The organism is Streptomyces murinus, assembly GCF_002154555.1.
In the GTDB taxonomy this organism is placed as follows: domain Bacteria; phylum Actinomycetota; class Actinomycetes; order Streptomycetales; family Streptomycetaceae; genus Streptomyces; species Streptomyces murinus.
The window spans coordinates 1-17,778 of record NZ_MUNF01000454.1 but is presented as its reverse complement, the minus strand read 5'-3'; the positions used below and the strand labels follow the sequence as shown (position 1 = coordinate 17,778).

General features: G+C 66.1%; 20 protein-coding genes and 2 pseudogenes. 13 read left to right on the top strand and 9 right to left on the bottom strand.

Annotated elements, in window-relative coordinates:
* Positions 1-118 precede the first annotated feature (118 nt).
* Positions 119-1,114 (top strand): ACR3 family arsenite efflux transporter, encoded by a 996-nt coding sequence (arsB, locus tag CCN72_RS26225; protein WP_244174458.1) that lies wholly within the window; start codon positions 119-121, stop codon positions 1,112-1,114.
* The gene (locus CCN72_RS26220) at positions 1,107-1,532 is read left to right on the top strand and encodes an arsenate reductase ArsC (RefSeq protein WP_086810149.1); all 426 of its coding nucleotides are present in this window, start codon (positions 1,107-1,109) and stop codon (positions 1,530-1,532) included. The genes arsB and CCN72_RS26220 overlap by 8 nt, the downstream gene beginning before the upstream one ends.
* Here CCN72_RS26220 and CCN72_RS26215 read toward each other — a convergent pair.
* The 3 genes from CCN72_RS26215 to CCN72_RS26205 form a co-directional block, all read right to left on the bottom strand.
* Positions 1,516-1,905, bottom strand: coding sequence for an antibiotic biosynthesis monooxygenase family protein (locus CCN72_RS26215; RefSeq protein WP_086810147.1), 390 nt, complete (start codon positions 1,903-1,905; stop codon positions 1,516-1,518). The two genes, CCN72_RS26220 and CCN72_RS26215, sit on opposite strands and share 17 nt — an antisense overlap.
* An 86-nt stretch (positions 1,906-1,991) precedes the next feature.
* Positions 1,992-3,113, bottom strand: coding sequence for an NsdA family TPR-like regulatory protein (locus tag CCN72_RS26210; protein WP_483027278.1), 1,122 nt, complete (start codon positions 3,111-3,113; stop codon positions 1,992-1,994).
* Between the two features lie 50 nt (positions 3,114-3,163).
* Positions 3,164-4,351 (bottom strand): DUF1152 domain-containing protein, encoded by a 1,188-nt coding sequence (locus CCN72_RS26205; RefSeq protein WP_086810143.1) that lies wholly within the window; start codon positions 4,349-4,351, stop codon positions 3,164-3,166.
* Between the two features lie 80 nt (positions 4,352-4,431).
* Between CCN72_RS26205 and CCN72_RS26200 the strand changes: the two genes are divergently transcribed.
* The 5 genes and pseudogenes from CCN72_RS26200 (at position 4,432) to CCN72_RS26185 (ending at position 7,478) form a co-directional block, all read left to right on the top strand.
* Positions 4,432-5,172 (top strand): GntR family transcriptional regulator, encoded by a 741-nt coding sequence (locus tag CCN72_RS26200; protein WP_086810141.1) that lies wholly within the window; start codon positions 4,432-4,434, stop codon positions 5,170-5,172.
* 188 nt (positions 5,173-5,360) lie between these two features.
* The gene (locus tag CCN72_RS26195; protein WP_086810139.1) at positions 5,361-5,798 is read left to right on the top strand and encodes an ATP-binding protein; all 438 of its coding nucleotides are present in this window, start codon (positions 5,361-5,363) and stop codon (positions 5,796-5,798) included.
* A 163-nt stretch (positions 5,799-5,961) separates the two neighbouring features.
* Positions 5,962-6,273, top strand: coding sequence for a putative quinol monooxygenase (locus tag CCN72_RS26190; RefSeq protein ID WP_086810137.1), 312 nt, complete (start codon positions 5,962-5,964; stop codon positions 6,271-6,273).
* Positions 6,266-6,412: pseudogene (locus tag CCN72_RS40810) on the top strand (helix-turn-helix domain-containing protein); the annotation flags it as partial. The gene CCN72_RS26190 and the pseudogene CCN72_RS40810, both read left to right, overlap by 8 nt.
* Before the next feature lie 76 nt (positions 6,413-6,488).
* Positions 6,489-7,478, top strand: a complete 990-nt coding sequence (locus tag CCN72_RS26185; protein WP_244174459.1) for a transcriptional regulator — start codon at positions 6,489-6,491, stop codon at positions 7,476-7,478.
* 640 nt (positions 7,479-8,118) lie between these two features.
* Here the strand turns inward: CCN72_RS26185 and CCN72_RS38690 are convergent.
* Complete coding sequence (locus CCN72_RS38690) at positions 8,119-8,787, bottom strand: hypothetical protein (RefSeq protein ID WP_143664203.1); 669 nt, start codon at positions 8,785-8,787, stop codon at positions 8,119-8,121.
* A 667-nt stretch (positions 8,788-9,454) separates the two neighbouring features.
* Between CCN72_RS38690 and CCN72_RS26180 the strand changes: the two genes are divergently transcribed.
* From CCN72_RS26180 to CCN72_RS38685, 3 genes are all read left to right on the top strand, one after another.
* The gene (locus tag CCN72_RS26180) at positions 9,455-9,772 is read left to right on the top strand and encodes a hypothetical protein (protein WP_244174457.1); all 318 of its coding nucleotides are present in this window, start codon (positions 9,455-9,457) and stop codon (positions 9,770-9,772) included.
* Positions 9,773-10,168: 396 nt separating this feature from the next.
* Entirely contained in the window at positions 10,169-10,666 is a 498-nt protein-coding gene (locus CCN72_RS26175) for a TIR domain-containing protein (protein ID WP_086810133.1), read from the top strand.
* Positions 10,663-11,085, top strand: a complete 423-nt coding sequence (locus tag CCN72_RS38685; RefSeq protein WP_143664202.1) for a hypothetical protein — start codon at positions 10,663-10,665, stop codon at positions 11,083-11,085. Before CCN72_RS26175 ends, CCN72_RS38685 begins: the two co-directional genes overlap by 4 nt.
* Here CCN72_RS38685 and CCN72_RS41565 read toward each other — a convergent pair.
* The 4 genes and pseudogenes from CCN72_RS41565 to CCN72_RS26150 form a co-directional block, all read right to left on the bottom strand.
* A complete protein-coding gene (locus CCN72_RS41565) occupies positions 11,074-11,523 on the bottom strand; it encodes an HIT domain-containing protein (RefSeq protein WP_086810131.1) in 450 nt (149 codons plus the stop codon). The genes CCN72_RS38685 and CCN72_RS41565 overlap by 12 nt on opposite strands.
* Positions 11,516-12,463 carry a toll/interleukin-1 receptor domain-containing protein gene (locus CCN72_RS26165; RefSeq protein ID WP_086810129.1) on the bottom strand — a complete coding sequence of 316 codons (948 nt, stop codon included), beginning with the start codon at positions 12,461-12,463 and terminating at the stop codon, positions 11,516-11,518. Before CCN72_RS26165 ends, CCN72_RS41565 begins: the two co-directional genes overlap by 8 nt.
* Before the next feature lie 643 nt (positions 12,464-13,106).
* Positions 13,107-13,499: pseudogene (locus tag CCN72_RS26155) on the bottom strand (ATP-binding protein); the annotation flags it as partial.
* A 46-nt stretch (positions 13,500-13,545) separates the two neighbouring features.
* On the bottom strand, positions 13,546-13,953 hold the full coding sequence (locus tag CCN72_RS26150; protein ID WP_086810151.1) for an NUDIX hydrolase: 408 nt from the start codon (positions 13,951-13,953) through the stop codon (positions 13,546-13,548).
* 107 nt (positions 13,954-14,060) lie between these two features.
* On the opposite strand from CCN72_RS26150, the gene CCN72_RS26145 reads away from it, so the two are divergent.
* Complete coding sequence (locus CCN72_RS26145; protein ID WP_086810127.1) at positions 14,061-14,849, top strand: GntR family transcriptional regulator; 789 nt, start codon at positions 14,061-14,063, stop codon at positions 14,847-14,849.
* Between the two features lie 84 nt (positions 14,850-14,933).
* Here the strand turns inward: CCN72_RS26145 and CCN72_RS26140 are convergent, their stop codons facing one another.
* A complete protein-coding gene (locus CCN72_RS26140; RefSeq protein ID WP_086810125.1) occupies positions 14,934-15,695 on the bottom strand; it encodes a phosphoglyceromutase in 762 nt (253 codons plus the stop codon).
* A gap of 191 nt (positions 15,696-15,886) precedes the next feature.
* Between CCN72_RS26140 and CCN72_RS26135 the strand changes: the two genes are divergently transcribed.
* Together CCN72_RS26135 and CCN72_RS26130 are read left to right on the top strand one after the other, a co-directional pair.
* Positions 15,887-17,155, top strand: coding sequence for an MDR family MFS transporter (locus CCN72_RS26135; RefSeq protein WP_086810123.1), 1,269 nt, complete (start codon positions 15,887-15,889; stop codon positions 17,153-17,155).
* Positions 17,156-17,252: 97 nt separating this feature from the next.
* Positions 17,253-17,726, top strand: a complete 474-nt coding sequence (locus CCN72_RS26130) for a carboxymuconolactone decarboxylase family protein (RefSeq protein ID WP_086810121.1) — start codon at positions 17,253-17,255, stop codon at positions 17,724-17,726.
* Positions 17,727-17,778: the final 52 nt, after the last annotated feature.

Here is a 17,778-nt window from a genome sequence, read left to right as displayed (position 1 = left end):
GCACCGCCTCGTGACCGCCCCCGCGCCCACCCCCGAGACCGCTCTCGCGCCCGAGGGGAACGTGGCGGGGCGGCTCTCCTTCGTCGACCGCTACCTGGCACTGTGGATCCTCGCCGCGATGGCCGCCGGACTCGGCCTCGGCCGCCTGGTCCCGGGCCTGGGCGGCGCGCTGGCCGAGGTGACCGTGACCGGGGTGTCCCTGCCGATCGCCCTGGGCCTGCTCGTGATGATGTATCCGGTCCTGGCCAAGGTCCGCTACGACCGCCTCGGCACCGTCACCCGCGACCGCCGTCTGCTGGTGCCGTCCCTGCTGCTCAACTGGGTCGTCGGCCCGGCGCTGATGTTCGCGCTCGCGTGGCTGTTCCTGCCGGATCTGCCCGCCTACCGCACCGGCCTGATCATCGTGGGCCTGGCACGCTGCATCGCCATGGTGATCATCTGGAACGACCTGGCCTGCGGCCACCGCGAGGCCGCCGCCGTCCTGGTCGCCCTGAACTCCGTCTTCCAGGTCATCGCGTTCGTGGCGCTCGGCTGGTTCTACCTGTCCGTGCTCCCCGGCTGGCTGGGCCTGCCCCGGACGGACCTCGACGTGTCGACATGGCAGATCGCGCGCAGCGTCCTCATCTTCCTCGGCATCCCCCTGGCCGCCGGCTACCTCACCCGCCGGATCGGCGAGCGGACCAAGGGCCGTACCTGGTACGAGTCCCGGCTCCTCCCCCGCATCGGCCCCTTCGCCCTCTACGGCCTCCTCTTCACGATCGTCCTCCTCTTCGCCTTGCAGGGCGACGCCATCACGTCGAGCCCCCTGGACGTCGCCCGCATCGCGTTGCCGCTGCTGGTCTACTTCGCCGTCATGTGGGCGGGCTCGATGTTTTTGGCCCGTGCCATCGGCCTGGACTATCCCCGCGCCACGACGCTGGCCTTCACCGCCGCGGGCAACAACTTCGAGCTGGCCATCGCCGTCGCGATCGCCACCTTCGGCGCCTCCTCCGGCCAGGCCCTCGCCGGTGTCGTCGGCCCCCTGATCGAGGTCCCGGCCCTGATCGCCCTCGTCCACGTCGCGCTACGCACCCGCCGCCACTTCACCACTCAGGAAGCCCCCACCCATGCCTGACCTGCCCTCTACCCCCTCCACCCCTTCCGTCCTCTTCGTCTGCATCCACAACGCCGGCCGCTCCCAGATGGCCGCCGCCTTCCTCACCCACCTCGCGGGCGACCGCGTCCAGGTCCGCTCGGCCGGCTCCGCCCCCGCCGACACGGTCAACCCGGCCGTCGTGGCGGCGATGGCGGAGTCGGGCATCGACATCTCGGCCGAGATCCCCAAGGTGCTCACGGTCGACGCCGTCCGGTCCTCCGACGTCGTCATCACCATGGGCTGCGGCGACACCTGCCCGGTCTTCCCGGGCAAGCGCTACCTCGACTGGCAACTCCCGGACCCGGCCGGCCAGGGCGTCGCCGCGGTGCGCCCGATCCGCGACGAGATCGAACGCCGGGTCCGCGACTTGCTCACCGAGCTCACGCAGACGTCGTAACGGCGCTTCCGGGACCTACGCCCGCCCGCTTGAACCCGTGACTCCGCTCCACCTTCGCCACGTGCAGCGTGTAGCTCTGATACCACTGGGCTCGCCCACGCTCCTGTGCCGAACGGTGCTCGGCATTGCTCCGCCACTGGGTGAGGGCGTCCGCGTCACGGAAGTACCCGACGGTGATGGACAACCCACCAGGGGTCTGCGCGTGGTCCGCCCCCAGATACCCGGGGACCTCCTTCACCAGGTCCTCCATGCGCGAGTTGGTCTCGCCGTAGCCGCTCCGGTCGTCGGTCGGGACCGCGGTGAACACGGCAACGTAGTACGGCGGTTCGAAGGCCTCGACAGGCGCGACAGCCACCTCTGATTGATCACTCATGACGTCACTGTGCGTCAGTCCCGACCCAACGATCCAGGGTCTTTCCCGAACGGGATCCACCAGGGATCCGTCTCTTTACCAAAGGGTCACCCCGCGATACGGGTCGCCTGCTCACGGAGTTCCTGGGCCTCCGGCACCCCCTCGTACCGCCGCAGCCGGACCCGCATGTCCTGGAGGGCCGCCTGGACCTTCACCGAGCGGATGCCGTCAGCACAGTCGAGGAAGTTCCGCCAGGTGGCCATGGCACCGTCCACATCGCCTTGGCGCAGCCGCACGCCACCGAGGTCGGCGAGGACGATGGCGCGAGTGCGGCGGCGGTCGAGGCCGTGGATGTCGAGGGCGAGGTGCAGGTGTTCCTCGGCGGCGTCGAGATCGCCGAGGCGGGAGAGGACCATGCCGGCTTCATGGGCCCAGCGGCCCGGGGAGTAATGAGCTGCCCAGGAGTCGCCGACGTCGGCGGCAGCCGGCCTGCCGATGGCGGCCTCGGACAGGGCCAGGTGCTTGGTGGCCATGCGCCGGTCGTCGTCCTGGGCGGCGGCGTTGGCGAGGGTGGCTTCGTAGTAGGCCACCGCACGCGGGTTGTCGAGGTGACGGCCGTACTCCACGCAGGCTTCGCCGAGTTGGACGGCCTCGGCCCGGTTGCCGAGGTCGACGCACTGTACGGCGAGACCGCGCAGCGCCGTGGCGGAGAGTTCCGGATCGCCGGCCTCGGCGGCCAGGCGGAAGGAGTGCGCGTAGTAACGCTGGGCGAGCCCACGTAATTCGGGGGTGTCGCCCTCGTCCTGGGCCATCCAGCCCGCGAGGTGGACGAGTTGGGAGGTGGCGGCGAACAGCTCGCGTCCGGTGGCCTCGGTGAACCGCCCTTCCAGCCAGGGCGCGACGTCCTGGGTGAGGTAGCGGACGGCCAGGTGCCGGGCATGGCCACCACCGAGCTCGGAGGCCGAGTCACCGAGTGCCTTCACCATGTGGCGTACGGCGGCCACCTCACCCTGACCGACGCGGACGGCTCCGGGCAGGACGGACTTGGTCCGGCGGGTGATGCTGTCCATGTCGGGCAGGCCGAGGGCGGACAGCGCGTATCCGCTGGAGGCGAGGATGAACTCCCGACGTTCCACGTCACTCCTTCCCGGACGCGGGACTGATGCAACGGTATCGGTGTGCGGGGCGGCAGACATGGGCTTCCGCGAGGCGGATCGGCTCGGGGTCAAGCCCCCACTCCAGCGCGATGCGCCTCAACCCGGTCGAAGGAATCCGGTCCCTACTCCGTCGGCGTCGCCAGGTCAACACCGCATTCATCGGTCCCGCCCACCTGATGCCCGCCCTGCGTCGTGGCTGCGCGGGCCCTTGCCTGTTCGAACTCCGTCGCAATCCGCCACAGGGGCACGTCGTACTGTTCCGGGCAGTTGTCGATGAGCAACTGGCCCAGCTCCTGGCGCTGGTTGCCGCCGAGTCCAAGCGCCTCGGCGATACGACGGAACGTCGTATGGGTGACTCCACGACTTCGGGCCTCGGCCTCGAATTGGATGAGCCAGGACAGGATCACCTCTGGGTTCAGCGGCGCCGACGGCTGGTCCTTGAGGCGGGCGGATTTGGCGCGTTCGTAATCGATCTCCGAGAAGCCGGTGACCTTCCGGCTGTACGCCTCGGCTTCGTCCAGGGTCGCGGTCGTCAGGATGGAACGGGCGAGGGCGTTGCGGGCCAACGCTTCGTCCAAATCGACTTCGTGGACCGTAGGACCCTCGTCGGTCAGTGGTACGGCCAGACCGGCGTCGCGTACCTCGCATGTGCCCCGTACTCCTCGGGCAGTCGCCGCGAGCATTGCTGTCGCTTCTGAGGGGTGCCACTCCAGTACGGAGGAGATCGTCTCCACGTCTCCTGGCCTGAAGGTGTGTACGAGAGGACCCAACAGGTCGTGGAGGTCGGCTGCGGGGAGTTCGCCGTCCAGACCGGGGCCCGCGACCAGCAGCCGGACCGGTGCGTTCACCTGGCAGCACGCCGCCAAGGTGAGGGCGTCGGCAAGGGGGCTCTTCAGTGTCGGCTCATCGCCTCGGGCGAGGATGTCGCCGCCCACGTCCAGGAGGTCGATCGACTCCGGCTCCAAGTGGCGGACCAGCTCTTCGAGTTGGCGGGTGATGCCCTCGGCGCCGTGGTACGGGTCGATCAGGGCGAAGGTATGCGGAAGTTCCGCGGCGAGCCGGGGGAGCGTCGAAGCCGCTGGAGCGAGCGGACGAGCCGTGGCCGGCACCGACCAGACGGCCGGGGTGAGGGCAGCGAGGCCCGTGAAGTCGGCCGCGCCTCTGGGGCCGGGCAGTGGGTCGACCAGGAGGCGGTCCCACGCGTACGTGAAGATCACCGCCCTGTCATCGTCGCCGTACAGGGCCGCATCGAGCATTGCGGCGGCGACCGCGTCGCCCCCTCCCCCTGCCGCGACGATCAATCGCGTCATACAGCCAGCGTACGAGTTTGAGGGTTGGCCACTCACCCTATAGTGGTAAGAGGCCATAGCCACTTGGACGAGGAGGGGGCATGCCTCAGATTGAAGAGGCCCTGCCGAAGTATCTCCAGATCGCGCACTTCATCCGCGATCAGATCCTTCGCGGGGACCTGCGACCAGGCGACGAGGTTCCCTCGGAGCGACAGCTGGCGGCGGACTGGAAGGTGTCCCGGCCGACCGCAGCCCGCTCGCTGGAGGCGCTGAGCCATCAGGGACTGGTCGAGAAGCGGCAGGGGTCGGGCACGTATGTCCGAAGCCTGGAAGTGAACCGGCGCGCACGCGAGTTGTACGGACGAGCCCGCCAGACAGGGAAGATCTACACGGCCGGTGAGTACGCGGTCATCACGTCGGCCGGCTGGCTCGATGCACCGGACCACGTCGCCGAGGCGCTGGGGTTGGTCAAGGACCGTCGGGCCGTGCACCGGCGGCGGGTGACCAACAACCAGGACGGCCCCATCACGCTGTCCACCTCGTGGTTCGCGCCTGACATCGGGCAGAGGGCCCCGAAGCTCATGGATCCCGCGCGGATTCAGGAGGGGACCCTGATGTACGTCGAGAACGTGACCGGGCGCCAAGGGAGTTACGCGGAAGACCGCATGTGCGCGCGTACCGCGACGGACGAGGAAGCCGCCGACCTTCGACTGGAACCCGGTTCAGCCGTCCTGGTCGTCCATCACGTCGTCTTCGATCTCCAGGACCGACCTCTGGAGTTCGCCGAGGCCACCTACCCGCCGCACCGCTGGGCGTTCGAACAGGGATACCCACTCACCTGACCCGGTGCCAGTTACCGCGAACCGCTTGCGCACCGTAACTGGCCAATGCCACTATCCAGTAAGTGGCTAAGGCCACTTACTGGATAGTGGCAGGGAGCGATGGTCGGCTGCCTCAAACGGACCGTGCTCATGCCGCTTGGAAGCGACGGTGTCTCGTCCGCGACGACACCGGCAGGGAGTGAGCACGCATGACCTACACGATCGACCGCGCCCCCAGCCCAGAGTCGCCGCGGCTCGGGGCGATGACCTTGCACCCGACGCCGGAGTCGGTCTCCCGGGCGCGGCGCTGGTTCTTGAAGTTCATCGCCCCGTACGACCCGGCCTGCTCGGTCGAGGACTGCGCGCTGATGATCTCCGAACTGGTCACCAACGCCATCGTCTACGGCCGGTCCGACGACAGCTGGTTCGTCCGCGTGGAGTGGTTCCGCGAGGGAACCGCGCTGCGGGTCGAGGTGCACAACCCCGGGTTCCCGGTGAACGTGCAACTCCGCCGGCCGGATGCAGAGGAGACGCACGGGCGGGGGCTCCTTCTCGTCGACGCCATCGCGGACTCCTGGCACGTCGGCCTGAGCCCGTTCGGCGGGACGGTCGTGTCCTTCACCGTTGCCGAGGCATGGCCCGACTGACGGGGCAGCGGAACGCGTTCAGCGCACGCCGCATGAAAAACGCCTCTCACCGCGTACGAGTGGCAAGGAGTGTGAATCCGCACTTTTCGTACGGGTATTGAGACGCATAACGTCGCCCTGAAGCTGGTGGCTGGCGTGGACGCCGACGGAGGAAGGACCTCGTATGTTCGGACTGATGGTGCGCTTCACCTGCAAGGACAATGCGGCCGCGGCCGCGTTCGACGACCTGGTGGAGCGGACGGGTGAGCACATTCGTGCGCACGAGCCCGGAACGGTGATCTACGCCGTGCACCGTGTTGACGGCCGCCCCTTGGAGCGCGTGTTCTACGAGCTCTACCGGGACGAGGACGCCTTCCAGGAGCACGAGTCGAAGGACTACGTCCGTCTCTTCCTCGCCGAGCGGGAGCAGTACCTCTCCGACACGAAGGTCGACCGCCTGGACTTCGTCTCCGGCAAGGGCGTGCGCGTTGAGTAGTGACTACGAGCAGGCTCTCGGCCGCAGGATCGCCGCCGGGCGCACGCGGCGCGGGCTCTCGCAGAAGGAGTTCGCCGCGCTGCTGGGGCGTTCCGAAGCCTGGCTGTCGCAGGTGGAGCACGGCGTGCGGCGCATCGACCGGATGACCGTACTGGGGGAAGGTCGCCAACGTCCTGGGCATACCGGTGGCGGAGCTGGCGGCCGGGGCGCCCCTCATGGCCACGGCGGCCGAAGACACGTCGAGCGGGGCGGACCGCCTGCGCCTGCTGCTCAGTGCCCCGCATGCCCTCAAGGCGCTCGTCGGCCGGGAACGGGATGGCGCGCCCGCGGATGTGACAGCGCTTCGTACGGGGGTCGAGCGGGCCTGGGCGCTTGCCCACCAAGGTGCCTATGCCGACCTGACCGAACTGCTGGAGACACTGGTGCCCCGGCTGGAGTCCGCCGCCCGAGTCACCACCGGAGCGGAACAGGCTGACATCTTCCGGCTGCTCGCCGGCACCTACCAGGCGTTCGGTGCCGCGCTCGCGAACATGGCGGAGCCGGAGGCCGCCTGGGTCGCGATCGACCGTGCCGTGGCTGCCGCCGAGCGAGCCGGTGATCCCCTGCTGATGGCCGCCGGTGCGTTTCGCCTGTCGATCGTCTTCCTCGGTGCGCACCGCTTCGAGCAGGCAGCCGGGGTCTCCGGAAGCGCTGCCGAGGCACTGGTTTCCCTGGGCGGAACCGAGCAGATCGAGGCGGTGGCGCTGCGCGGTGCCCTGACACTGCAACGGGCCCTCGCCGCCGCCAGGTTGAACCTGGCCGAGGATGCGTACGCGTACCTCCGTACCGCCCACGACCTGGCCGAACAGGTCGGCGAGGGACGCAACGACTACAACACCGAGTTCGGTCCGGCTAACGTGTCGGTGCACGAGGTCTCCGTCGCGGTCGGCCTCGGAGACGCCGGAATGGCTCTTCGAGCCGCGCGGAAGGCCGATGTGTCGGTGTTGTCCGAGGAGCGACAGGCGCGATTCAACCTCGACGTCGCCCGAGCCCACGCCCAGCGTCGACAGGTGGACGACGCCGTACCAGCTCTGGTGAAGGCCAGGGACTTGTCACCCCAGTTGGTGATCACCCTGCCGTCCGTGAAGCAACTCGTGGCAGATCTGCTACTCATGAGCCAACCGCCCTCCGGGGGCTACGGCGACTGGCTGGGGAGCTGGGCGTAGATGCTGCTGGAGGCGGCGCCTGAGCGGGGCCCTTGCGAAGTCGGCCGAGACACGGAAAACGCCCCTTACATGCGTGAACGCACAAGTGAGGGGCGCCATCACGGTAACTACTTTTTCTTGCCTTGGGGCTTGCCGGGGATCTTGGTGACCTGCATTTTCACTGCTCAGGCGCGGTGGGCGGCACATGCGCCTGGTGGCCGTCGTTGGTCGTCATTGGCCGCTGCCGAGCGACCTCGGACGACCCAGGGACGGCCCAGCCTTGCCGCACCCGGCGACGCCGAACACCCATGCTGCGTCCCATCTGAACCTCCGCCGACGACATTCAGCCACGACGGCGGGTACGCCGACCGACCCAGGCACGCGTGTACCTCACTGCACCCCCACCGCGTTGCCGGTATCGTCAACCAGAGCAAGCCACGACGGCCGGAACGTGCTGACGGCGCCTGAGCCCTCAGCTTGGGAAGCTTGGGTACTTCTCAGGCGGGTCCCGTCCTAACCTGCGGTGAAGCAGTCTCGATGCCACGTCGCATCCTCCCCATTTCCCGGTGCTCCCCGTGGTTCCCCACTGGATCTGGCACGTGTCTGGCACGGAACACCCGCTACACACCCGTCTGCCTCAGTGAAGGTGCCCAGACGTAGGTCACCGGCGGTGATCCACGATGTGAACACTCTCACCGCGCATAACCTTGTCGACGACGTCTTTGAAACCGTCGGCGAAGTCCATCCCCAGAACTAGGAGATCGGCACGTAGGTTGCCCAGATGCTGTGCGGCGTTCAGCCGTCGGGCTGGCTCGGGTACCCGGCATGTGACTGCTTCAGCCGTGGGCCATGCCAGGGAAGTTTTCGGGTGCACGGCGAGTGGATCCGTCTCCAGCCCGGTGGATAGGTAGAAGCCGCGTTCGCGGATGCACCCCGAGTGGTCGAACTCGATGCGGTCGACGGTGTACGAGAGCGCCGCGTACTTGAGCCGTGCGAGGGTGCCGTAAGCGTCCTTCCCGGGAGCACCGGCGAGCCTGGTGCGTGACCCTTTATGTGCATTAAGTTGCGTTGAGGCTGACGGAGATTCCGACGGTTGCTCCGCCTCGTCGCGAGCCACGATGCTTGCTGCCGAGTGTCCTGATGCTTTCAGCCAAGGCTGGTAAAGGAGACTCTCCTCAGCCTCGAGGTTCGAACCAGGGATCGTCTTGACCATGACCTCTGCCAGTAACTGGAGGAGTCCCCAGTGGGGTAACCGGTCGCTGGCGAATGCGTCGTGAATCCGACTCTTGCTGGCAACGCCGTCACCGATTCCGTCTGCAAGATCGCGCAAGGATGGCAGTCCAGCTCGCAGGTGCAAGCTGTGCAGAGCGTCGTTTAGATCTCTATGAGGTCCATCAGGCAGTGGTGGCTTCTTCAACCTAGGCATGCTTCGCCTCTGTCCGATTCTGTCCGATGTCGTCCGACAGTACAGTTTGCTGTCCGCCCGTGTCCCAGCTGCTTCGAGCCAATCCATCCTGAACTGAGTCGGGTTGTCGATGAGGAGGACGGTTGACATGTGGGTATCCGCTCTGCCCTGGGACGCAATTGGCCAGGGGGCGTTGAGCGAGGCGATCGGATCGCTCGTCGTCACGGTGCTTTTGACGGGCGGCAGTTGGGCAATGCGAGGCATGCGCCGCCGGCGAAGGAACAAAGGAGTGCTGACCTCCGCCGTTTCTACGGCCTCCCCGTCCATGCATGAAGCCTGCTCGGCGCCTGACACTGCGGTCAAGCAGGAGTGACTCGGGGAGGAGGGCCCAGGACTCGAAGAATCCCGGGTGCCGGGAGGCTCCGAACCTGTGCTCTCTCCAGACCTTCTGATCCGTAGCTCTAGAGAGATGGGGCAGAGACGGTCATACAGGTTGCGCTCTGGCCTCAAGGGGCCGCTACGGGGTGGGGCCAGCTGCTGTGGTTGCTGTATCCGACTGCTGTACAGCAGGATCCGGATGGGGGTGACGGGTGTGGAACGCGAACGACTGCTGGTAGGTAGCGATAGGGCGTCTATAGCCGCTCTGGTTGCGCTCCGCCGCGGCGGCTCCTACGTGGTCTGCGCCGGGTCGCTCGCCCTTGTCTATAGACGGCGCCTGCGACACACGCGTCGCCGAGGCATCGAGACCACGAACCTCGAACGCGCCGTGGAGTTACTCGGTCGGCATCAGCAGCTGGTTCGCCTGAGGCAGATCAGGACTGCCGATGACTCCTGGACGTTCATGCTGTTCCTCACCAACGACAGCAACAGGCTGATCACGTGCACCGGCGTGCGGCGGACCGACGCCTGAACCCCGGCCGACGACAGTCAGCCACAACGCCGGGTGCGTAGGCCGATCAGGCGCGCGTGTGTACAGCGGCCCCCACCGGTCTCAGCCACGCTGCTCTATCGATGCCTGACAGAACAAGCTGCAACGCGGGAGAATGACAGCCAGCGCAGGTAAAGCCACCTGTCGCGGTCGATAGGAAAGCAGCAGACAGGCCGAGATGGGCCTCCAATGGAGCCCCATACCACAAGTTCAGCACCTCTGTCGCGATTTCACAAAAATTCCGCATCATGACTACCTAAGTCGCCCAGTTGGCGCACAATGATCCAAGGGGAGCGCCAGGGCTCTAGCGGTCTACGCTTAGCGCCCTGAAGCCTGGTTCGCGACATACGGGACATTAAGTCCAGAGGGAAGAACGCAATGGCACGCAAGGTCTTCTTCAGCTTCCGATACAAGTTCGACAGCTGGCGCGTTCAAACGGTCAAAAACATGGGCAGGGTTGAGGGGCAACCGTTGCTTACATCCAACGAATGGGAGGATGTCGCCCGTAACGGCGATGCCGCTATCCAGCGTTGGATTGATGGACAGATGGCCGGGAAGAGCTGTGATGTTGTACTGATCGGTAGCCAGACGGCCGGCCGGCCGTGGGTGGAGTACGAATTCAAGAAGGCATGGCAGGACGGTAAGGGAGTCGTCGGGATCCATATTCACCGACTTCTGGACCAGAACCGCCAGTCGGCCATCAAGGGAAGAAATCCATTCTCAGGATTCACGCTCAACGATGGCAGAGTCGCTTTCGATCAGGTAGTTCGCATCTATGATCCGGCCGGCTATAATAGCAATGCCGTATATTCCAGCATTGCTGAAAATATCGAAGCCTGGGTAGAAGAGGCCATTAGCATCAGGAAGCAGTGGTGAGCTATACCAGCGAACAAATAAAACATCTGGACTACATTCAAGCAACCATCACCCGTCAAGCATCCCATTCCTTCGCAGTGAAGGGATGGGCGTTGACGGTTTCTGCGGCCATCTACGCTTATACGGGCTCACATCTCCACTGGTGGAATGCGCTGATAGGACTCATGCCGGCTATCGCTTTTGGCTGGCTTGACGTCTTCTACCTTCGCCAAGAACGCCTATTTAGAGAACTTTATAACGATTCCTCAGTAGAGGATAGTTCGATTCCCGTTTTCTCCATGAACACTGCACGCTACGCAAACGCTGCGCAGTACCCAAGATGCGCTTGGACGTGCGTGATGCGAGCGAACACTCTGTGGGTTTTCTACGGAGTTATAAACGGCTTCGGATTCTTGCTCCTTGGGATTTCATTTATCTAGCCTGTTGCGGCTGCGGAACTTCTCAGCCCAGGCTGAGAGATCGTTCCCGTCTGTGTGATTCTGAGGAGGCCAGATGGCTCCCATGGAATCGCCCGTCCACCTAGGAACGAGGTGAACGTGTAGATGCATGATTGATTGACTGGCAGCCTCACCGGATGACGTAATCATGTTCATCCCGTCAGGCGAATAGACAGATCGCAACGCCTTTCCCAGCTCCACTGCTGTCGAACTAAGCGCAGCGAAAATAGCGGGTTCTACACTCAAGAAGTCCCGTATATGCCGCTTCGGCACAACCAGGGTGTGACCTTTGGTGGCCGGCTTAAGAGGGAAAAAGGCGATGCATGATTCCGTCTCGTGGATTATCTCGGCATGAAGTGACCCCGCGATAATCTGGCAAAACGTGCAGTCTTTAGGGTCGATGCCATCTTGTTTACTCATGATTCTCCGAAGTTACGCTAGACAGGCGCGAAAAATCGAGCGCTTCAATGAATTTATCAGCGCAGCCTTCGCAAAAATGACCTATGGCAAGCTGGATCATTTCGGCTGCGAGCCGGGTCGAATTCTCCATAGCGAAATCTGTGACACCGCTGCCAATTGTCATGTCATTCCACTGGCATACGAGGACGTTGTCGCCATGATCCTCGTCGGCTCGGATCTCAGAGAAGAAGCCGAGAGACCGGAGGCCTTGCATCGTGTCAATTATCTGCTGGGGTGCCCAACCTATCGTCCGGCGGATCAGGTCCAGGTTTTGATGCACGTTTTCCGGTAGATCTGTTGGACAAGAATTACCGAACAGGTAGGCCACTAGCTTACGCTCTTCCGATGTCATTCTTTGCAAGACGCCCATGAAGTCGCGGGCAACCGCCAAAGCGTCTTCGCGATCCCCGTCATCGATGATTTCAAGGGCCTCAAACAGAAGGTCTGGACCGGGCGGTAGAAAGTTTCTACGAACCCTTGGACCGAGCTTTTGGGTCACCATTTGTGCCAAACTCTCTGGAGAGAGAGCTTTCGCATCCAGGTAGCCTATAGTATGTCTAATTCCTGGAATTTCGGTGTCATCGAACCGCACTGGAAGTACATACTCACTATGCGCCATCAAGGCGCGAGCCTGTGCACTCCGCCGCTCGTGATTCGTCCATACCTTATCGGCGTATTCTTTCGAGGCGAAAAGAATGCAATATTGCGCACTGCTGCCGTAAACATAATCGAGATGTTCATAGAGATCCTTCCCCCATAAAGCAACTTTCTCGTAGTCATCATAGAAGACGCGAATTCCTGCGCTCTTCAGTTTTGCGGCGACTTGTTCTACATATTCTCTTTGTTTGCCTGCGAATGAGAGGCACACGTCATAGTCGGGCTTACCCTGTTCATTAGCCATGATGTGATGGTATGGCGCGAACCCGAGATGCGCGCACCATTCAGCAAAATTCGGCTAACTGCTGGTTGGCGCCACGCTCTGGGCTCGATCGCAAAGCAACTGATTGCCATGTGCGCGGCACGGGTGCCGGCCGGGCTGGAGCGGGGCGGAGACAGGAGCGCAGGCCCGCCCCGAGACAGGCCGCGCGTGGGGAGCAGAGCGAGCCGCCTTGAACCAGTAGAGAAAGTTGTAACTCACTCTTCCGAGCGCGGCGTGAAGCCGTGCGCGCATGGCGGTAGTTCGGCGCCCTGGCAGTGCGCGAGAGGCAGGAAGAGTATGGGCCAATCGTCCAGGTGATGCGTGTGCCAGCGTGGGTCAGTGACACTGTGCGGGGTTCGGCACGCAGGAGTGCTCGTCGGGTGTCGATGCGGCCGTCATACATCCACTCCCACGCTGCGGTGGAGGCGCTGGAGTCCAGGGCCGGGAAGATCGTCTGGAGGGCGACTGCTACCCAACGGTCCGCCTGCGGGGCGGAGCAGGCGTCGAACGATGCCACCAGTACCAGCGGGCCCTGCTCAGTAATGCTCTCCGTCCAGCACTCGCACCAAAAACCCCACCGGGGCGACGTCATCAGCATCGCCGGTCTCCCAACCGTGCGTCCGAGCAACTCCGCGGTGACCGTGTAGCCCTGGTCGCTGCTGCGGACGACCACTCGGTGAGCGATGAGGCTGACCATGCCCAGACCCCGGCCGTGCTCCGCGTCGTGGTCCTGGTGCTCGAACTTCGGGGCCGTGCCCGTGCCGCCGTCGTCCGTGATCGAGACCGCGACCACCTGGGCCGAGACGGCGACGGCCAGGTGGAAGCTGCCGGAGGCCAAGCCGCTCGCCGTGTGGCGGATCGCGTTGGTGCTCAGTTCGCTCACGATCAGGGCCGCGTCATCGGCCAGGGGCGATCCGCGCAGGATGTCACGGGTCCAACGGCGGGCCCGGCCGACCTCTTCCGGAAAACCTGGGCAACTCAGTCCCCAGACCCGGACACCACTCATACACTCGTGCATACAAGTTCCCTCATGCAGGTAGGCCGCCATGTGCAGCGGGTTCGGGCTAGACGAGTTTCACGCCGTCGTGGGCGCGGACGGCCGGCGGGGACGCCGCGTCGAGTGCGTCCAGGACACGGATCGCGTAGGCCTCGTCGGCAAGCTCGGTGACCTCTTCGCGGGTGGCCCAGTGAAGGGCGCGGGTCTCCTCGCCGGTCGTGGGTGTGCCGTCGGCGGCTTCGCAGCGGAAGACCAGGGAGACGATCAGGCCCGTCATGTTCTTGTAGACGCCGGTCAGGGTCGCCGGGAGGGCGATCTTGATGCCGGTCTCTTCGAGGACTTCGCGCTGGAGGGCTTCCGGGATGGTCTCCTCGCGTTCGAGGACACCGCCCGGGGGTTCCCATTTGCCGTTGTCACGGCGCTGGATCAGCAGGGCGCGGCCCCGGTCGTCCACGACGACCCCGGCGACGCTCACGGAGTGCGGGCGTTCCATGCTCACGTTCCTCGGCCCTCTCGGCTGGCTAGGCTCACCACCGTAGCAACGCCACTCACCAACTCGTCTAGATATCTAAAGGAGTACATGTGAGTCCCCTGGCTGCCGGACTTCTCGGCGATCTCGACCCCACGAGCGATCGTGCGGTCTTCCGGCAGATCGCCGACCACCTGCGCGAAGCCATCGACCGCGGCCGGTTCCGCGAGGGCGAGAAGCTGCCCTCCGAAGCCGAACTGGTCGAGCACTTCGGCGTCTCGCGGATGACGGTCCGCAACTCCTTCTCCATCCTTCAGGGTGAAGGACTGGTGCACGCCGAGCACGGCAGAGGAGTCTTCGTACGGCCCCGCCCGCCCGTGCGCAGGCTCGCCTCGGACCGGTTCGCCCGCAGGCACCGGGAGGAGGGGAAGGCGGCGTTCATCGTGGAGGCCGATGCCGCGGGCAGCCATCCCACCGTGGACAGCCTGGAGGTCAAGGAGGAGAAGGCCGACCAGGACGTCTCCGCCCGGCTCGGGTCCGTGCGGCGGGTTCTCGTGCGCCGGCGCCGGTACCTGCTCGACGGGAAACCGGTCGAGTTCGCCACCTCGTACCTGCCCATCGACATCGCCCGCGGGACACCGATTGCCGAACCCGACCCCGGGCCCGGTGGCATCTACGCCCGGCTCGAAGAACTCGGCCACCACCTCGACCACTTCGAGGAGGAGATCCGCGCCCGGATGCCCTCCCCGACCGAGGTGAAGACGCTCCGGCTCGCACCCGGCGTCCCCGTCATCCACCTCGTCCGCACCGCCTTCGACACCGAGGGACGAGCCGTCGAAGTCTGCGACACGGTCATGGCGGCGGACGCCTACGTCCTGTCGTACCAACTCCCGGCGACATGACCGTCGTAGAGCCGGACGCCCCGGCGCAGCAACAAGCCCCCTCCCCGCGGCGAACCCGCAGGCAGGGGGCTTGATCGGCAGGGGTTACTTCTTCTTGCCCTGGTTCTTGACCGCCTCGATTGCCGCCGCGGCCGCGGCCGGGTCGAGGTACTTGCCGCCCGGGGTGAGGGGCTTGAAGTCGGGGTCGAGGTCGTAGGCGAGGGGGATGCCCGTGGGGATGTTCAGGCCCGCGATGTCGGCGTCGGAGATGCCGTCCAGGTGCTTGACCAGGGCGCGCAGGGAGTTGCCGTGGGCGGCGACGAGGACCGTGCGGCCGGTCAGGAGGTCCGGGACGATCGCGTCGTACCAGTAGGGGAGCATCCGGACGACGACGTCCTTCAGGCACTCGGTCCTCGGGCGCAGCTCCGGCGGGAGGGTCGCGTAGCGCGGGTCGTCGAACTGGGAGAACTCCGAGTCGTCCGGCAGCGGCGGCGGCGGGGTGTCGTACGAGCGGCGCCAGAGCATGAACTGCTCCTCGCCGAACTCGGCCAGCGTGGCCGCCTTGTCCTTGCCCTGGAGGGCGCCGTAGTGGCGCTCGTTCAGGCGCCAGCTGCGGTGGACCGGGACCCAGTGACGGTCCGCGGCCTCGAGGGCCAGCTGGGCGGTGCGGATCGCGCGCTTCTGGAGGGACGTGTGGACCACGTCGGGCAGGAGGTCGGCGTCCTTCAGGAGCTCGCCACCGCGGACTGCCTCCTTCTCGCCCTTCTCGTTCAGGTTGACGTCCACCCAGCCGGTGAACAGGTTCTTCGCGTTCCACTCGCTCTCGCCGTGGCGGAGGAGGATCAGCTTGTACGGTGCGTCGGCCATGCCTCAGAGCGTAATCGACGGCCCCCGGCCGCCGACGCGGGCGACCGGTGGGCGGGACGGGAAGGGGGGCGCCCACCCAGTCGCCGGTTAATTCGTTGGTCGATGTCAGACCCCGTTAGTAAGTTGTGCGAGCGCCATCAGCCACTTACCGGTCCCGGCATCAGCCACTTACCGCTCCAGGGGGTCCCCTCATGCCCGCCGCCCGTCTCGGACGCGCCGCCCGGGAAGCCGTGTCCGGGCTCCCCCGTGAGTTCTGGTGGCTGTGGACCAGCACCCTCGTCAACCGGCTCGGCGCCTTCGTGGCCACCTTCATGGCCCTCTACCTCACCCTCGACCGCGGCTACTCCGCCTCGTACGCCGGGCTGGTCGCCTCCCTGCTCGGGCTGGGCGGGGTCGTCTCCGCCCTCCTAGGCGGGGTGATGGCCGACCGCATCGGGCGGCGGCCCACCCTGCTCGTCGCCCAGTCGGCCACCGCCGCCTCCGTCGCGCTGCTCGGGTTCATGACCGGTCCGGTCGCCATCGCCGGTGTCGCCTTCCTCGTCGGCATGGCGTCCAACGCCTCCCGGCCGGCCGTGCAGGCGATGATGGCCGACATCGTGCGGCCCGAGGACCGGGTGCGGGCCTTCTCGCTCAACTACTGGGCCATCAACCTCGGGTTCGCCGTCTCCGCCGCGGCCGCCGGATTCATCGCCGAGTTCAGCTATCTCGCCGGGTTCCTGATCGAGGCCGGTATGACGGCCGTCTGCGCGCTCGTCGTCTTCCTGAAGGTGCCCGAGTCGCGGCCCACCGCCCCGGTCCACAAGGACGAGCCCCAGGTCAGCCTCGGCACGGTGCTGCGCGACGGGCGCTACATGGCCGTCGTCGGTCTGTCCTTCCTCGTCGCCCTGATCTTCCTGCAAGGCGATGTCGCCCTGCCGGTGGCCATGGGCCGCGCCGGGTTCACGCCCGCCGACTACGGCCTCGCCATCGCCGTCAACGGCGTCCTGATCGTCGCCCTCCAGATCCCCGTCACCCGGTTCATCGAGCACCGCGACCCGCGCACCCTGCTCGTCGTCTCCTCGCTCCTCGCCGGGTACGGCTTCGGGCTCACCGCCTTCGCCGGGTCCGTCGGTGTCTTCATGGCCACCGTCTGCGTGTGGACCCTCGCCGAGATCGTCAACGCGCCGACCCAGACCGGTCTCGTCGTCCGCCTCTCCCCCGTCCACGGCCGCGGCCGCTACCAGGGCATGTACAGCCTGTCCTGGTCCGTCGCCGCCCTGGTCGCGCCGCTGATGTCCGGGCAGGTCATCGACCGGTTCGGGGCGAAGTGGCTGTGGGGCGGCTGCGCCGTCCTGGGGATGGTCGCCGGGCTCGGCTACGCCCTGCTGATGCGCGGGCTGGGGGTCAGCAGGGGCGCGGACAGCAGCCCCGTGGTCGCCGCCGCCGGTGACACCGCTCCGGAGCCCGCCCCGGCTGTGTGACTGGGGTCACATTCAGCCCTGTCACATTCCTCGCGTCCGCGCCGTCCATGAGGTGTAGCCAGCACGAGCAGTACGACCCACACAGGAGCGCATCACCATGGACGCCCGTCTGAACCTGATGGCCAACCCCGTCGCCGGCAAGTTCCTCAAGTACGTCAACTCGGCCGGGAAGGTGCTGTCGGACTCCACCCTCCCGGCCGCGACGCAGGAGCTGGTCAAGCTCCGGGCCAGCCAGATCAACGGCTGCGGGTTCTGCACCGACATGCACAGCAAGGACGCCGAGGCCGCCGGGGAGAGCACACAGCGGCTGCATCTGGTCGCCGCCTGGCGCGAGGCCACGGTGTTCACGGAGGCCGAGCGCGCCGCGCTGGAGCTCACCGAGCAGGGCACCCGGATCGCGGACGCGGCCGGCGGGGTCACCGACGAGGCCTGGGCGGAGGCCGCCCGGCACTACGACGAGGAGCAGCTCACCGCCCTCGTAGGCCTGATCGCCGTGATCAACCTGTACAACCGCGTGAACGTCATCGTCCGGCAGCCCGCGGGCGACTACCAGCCCGGCATGTTCGACTGACCGCGGCAGACCGGGGCGGACCGGGGCGGAGGGGGAGGGGCCGGTACGGGGG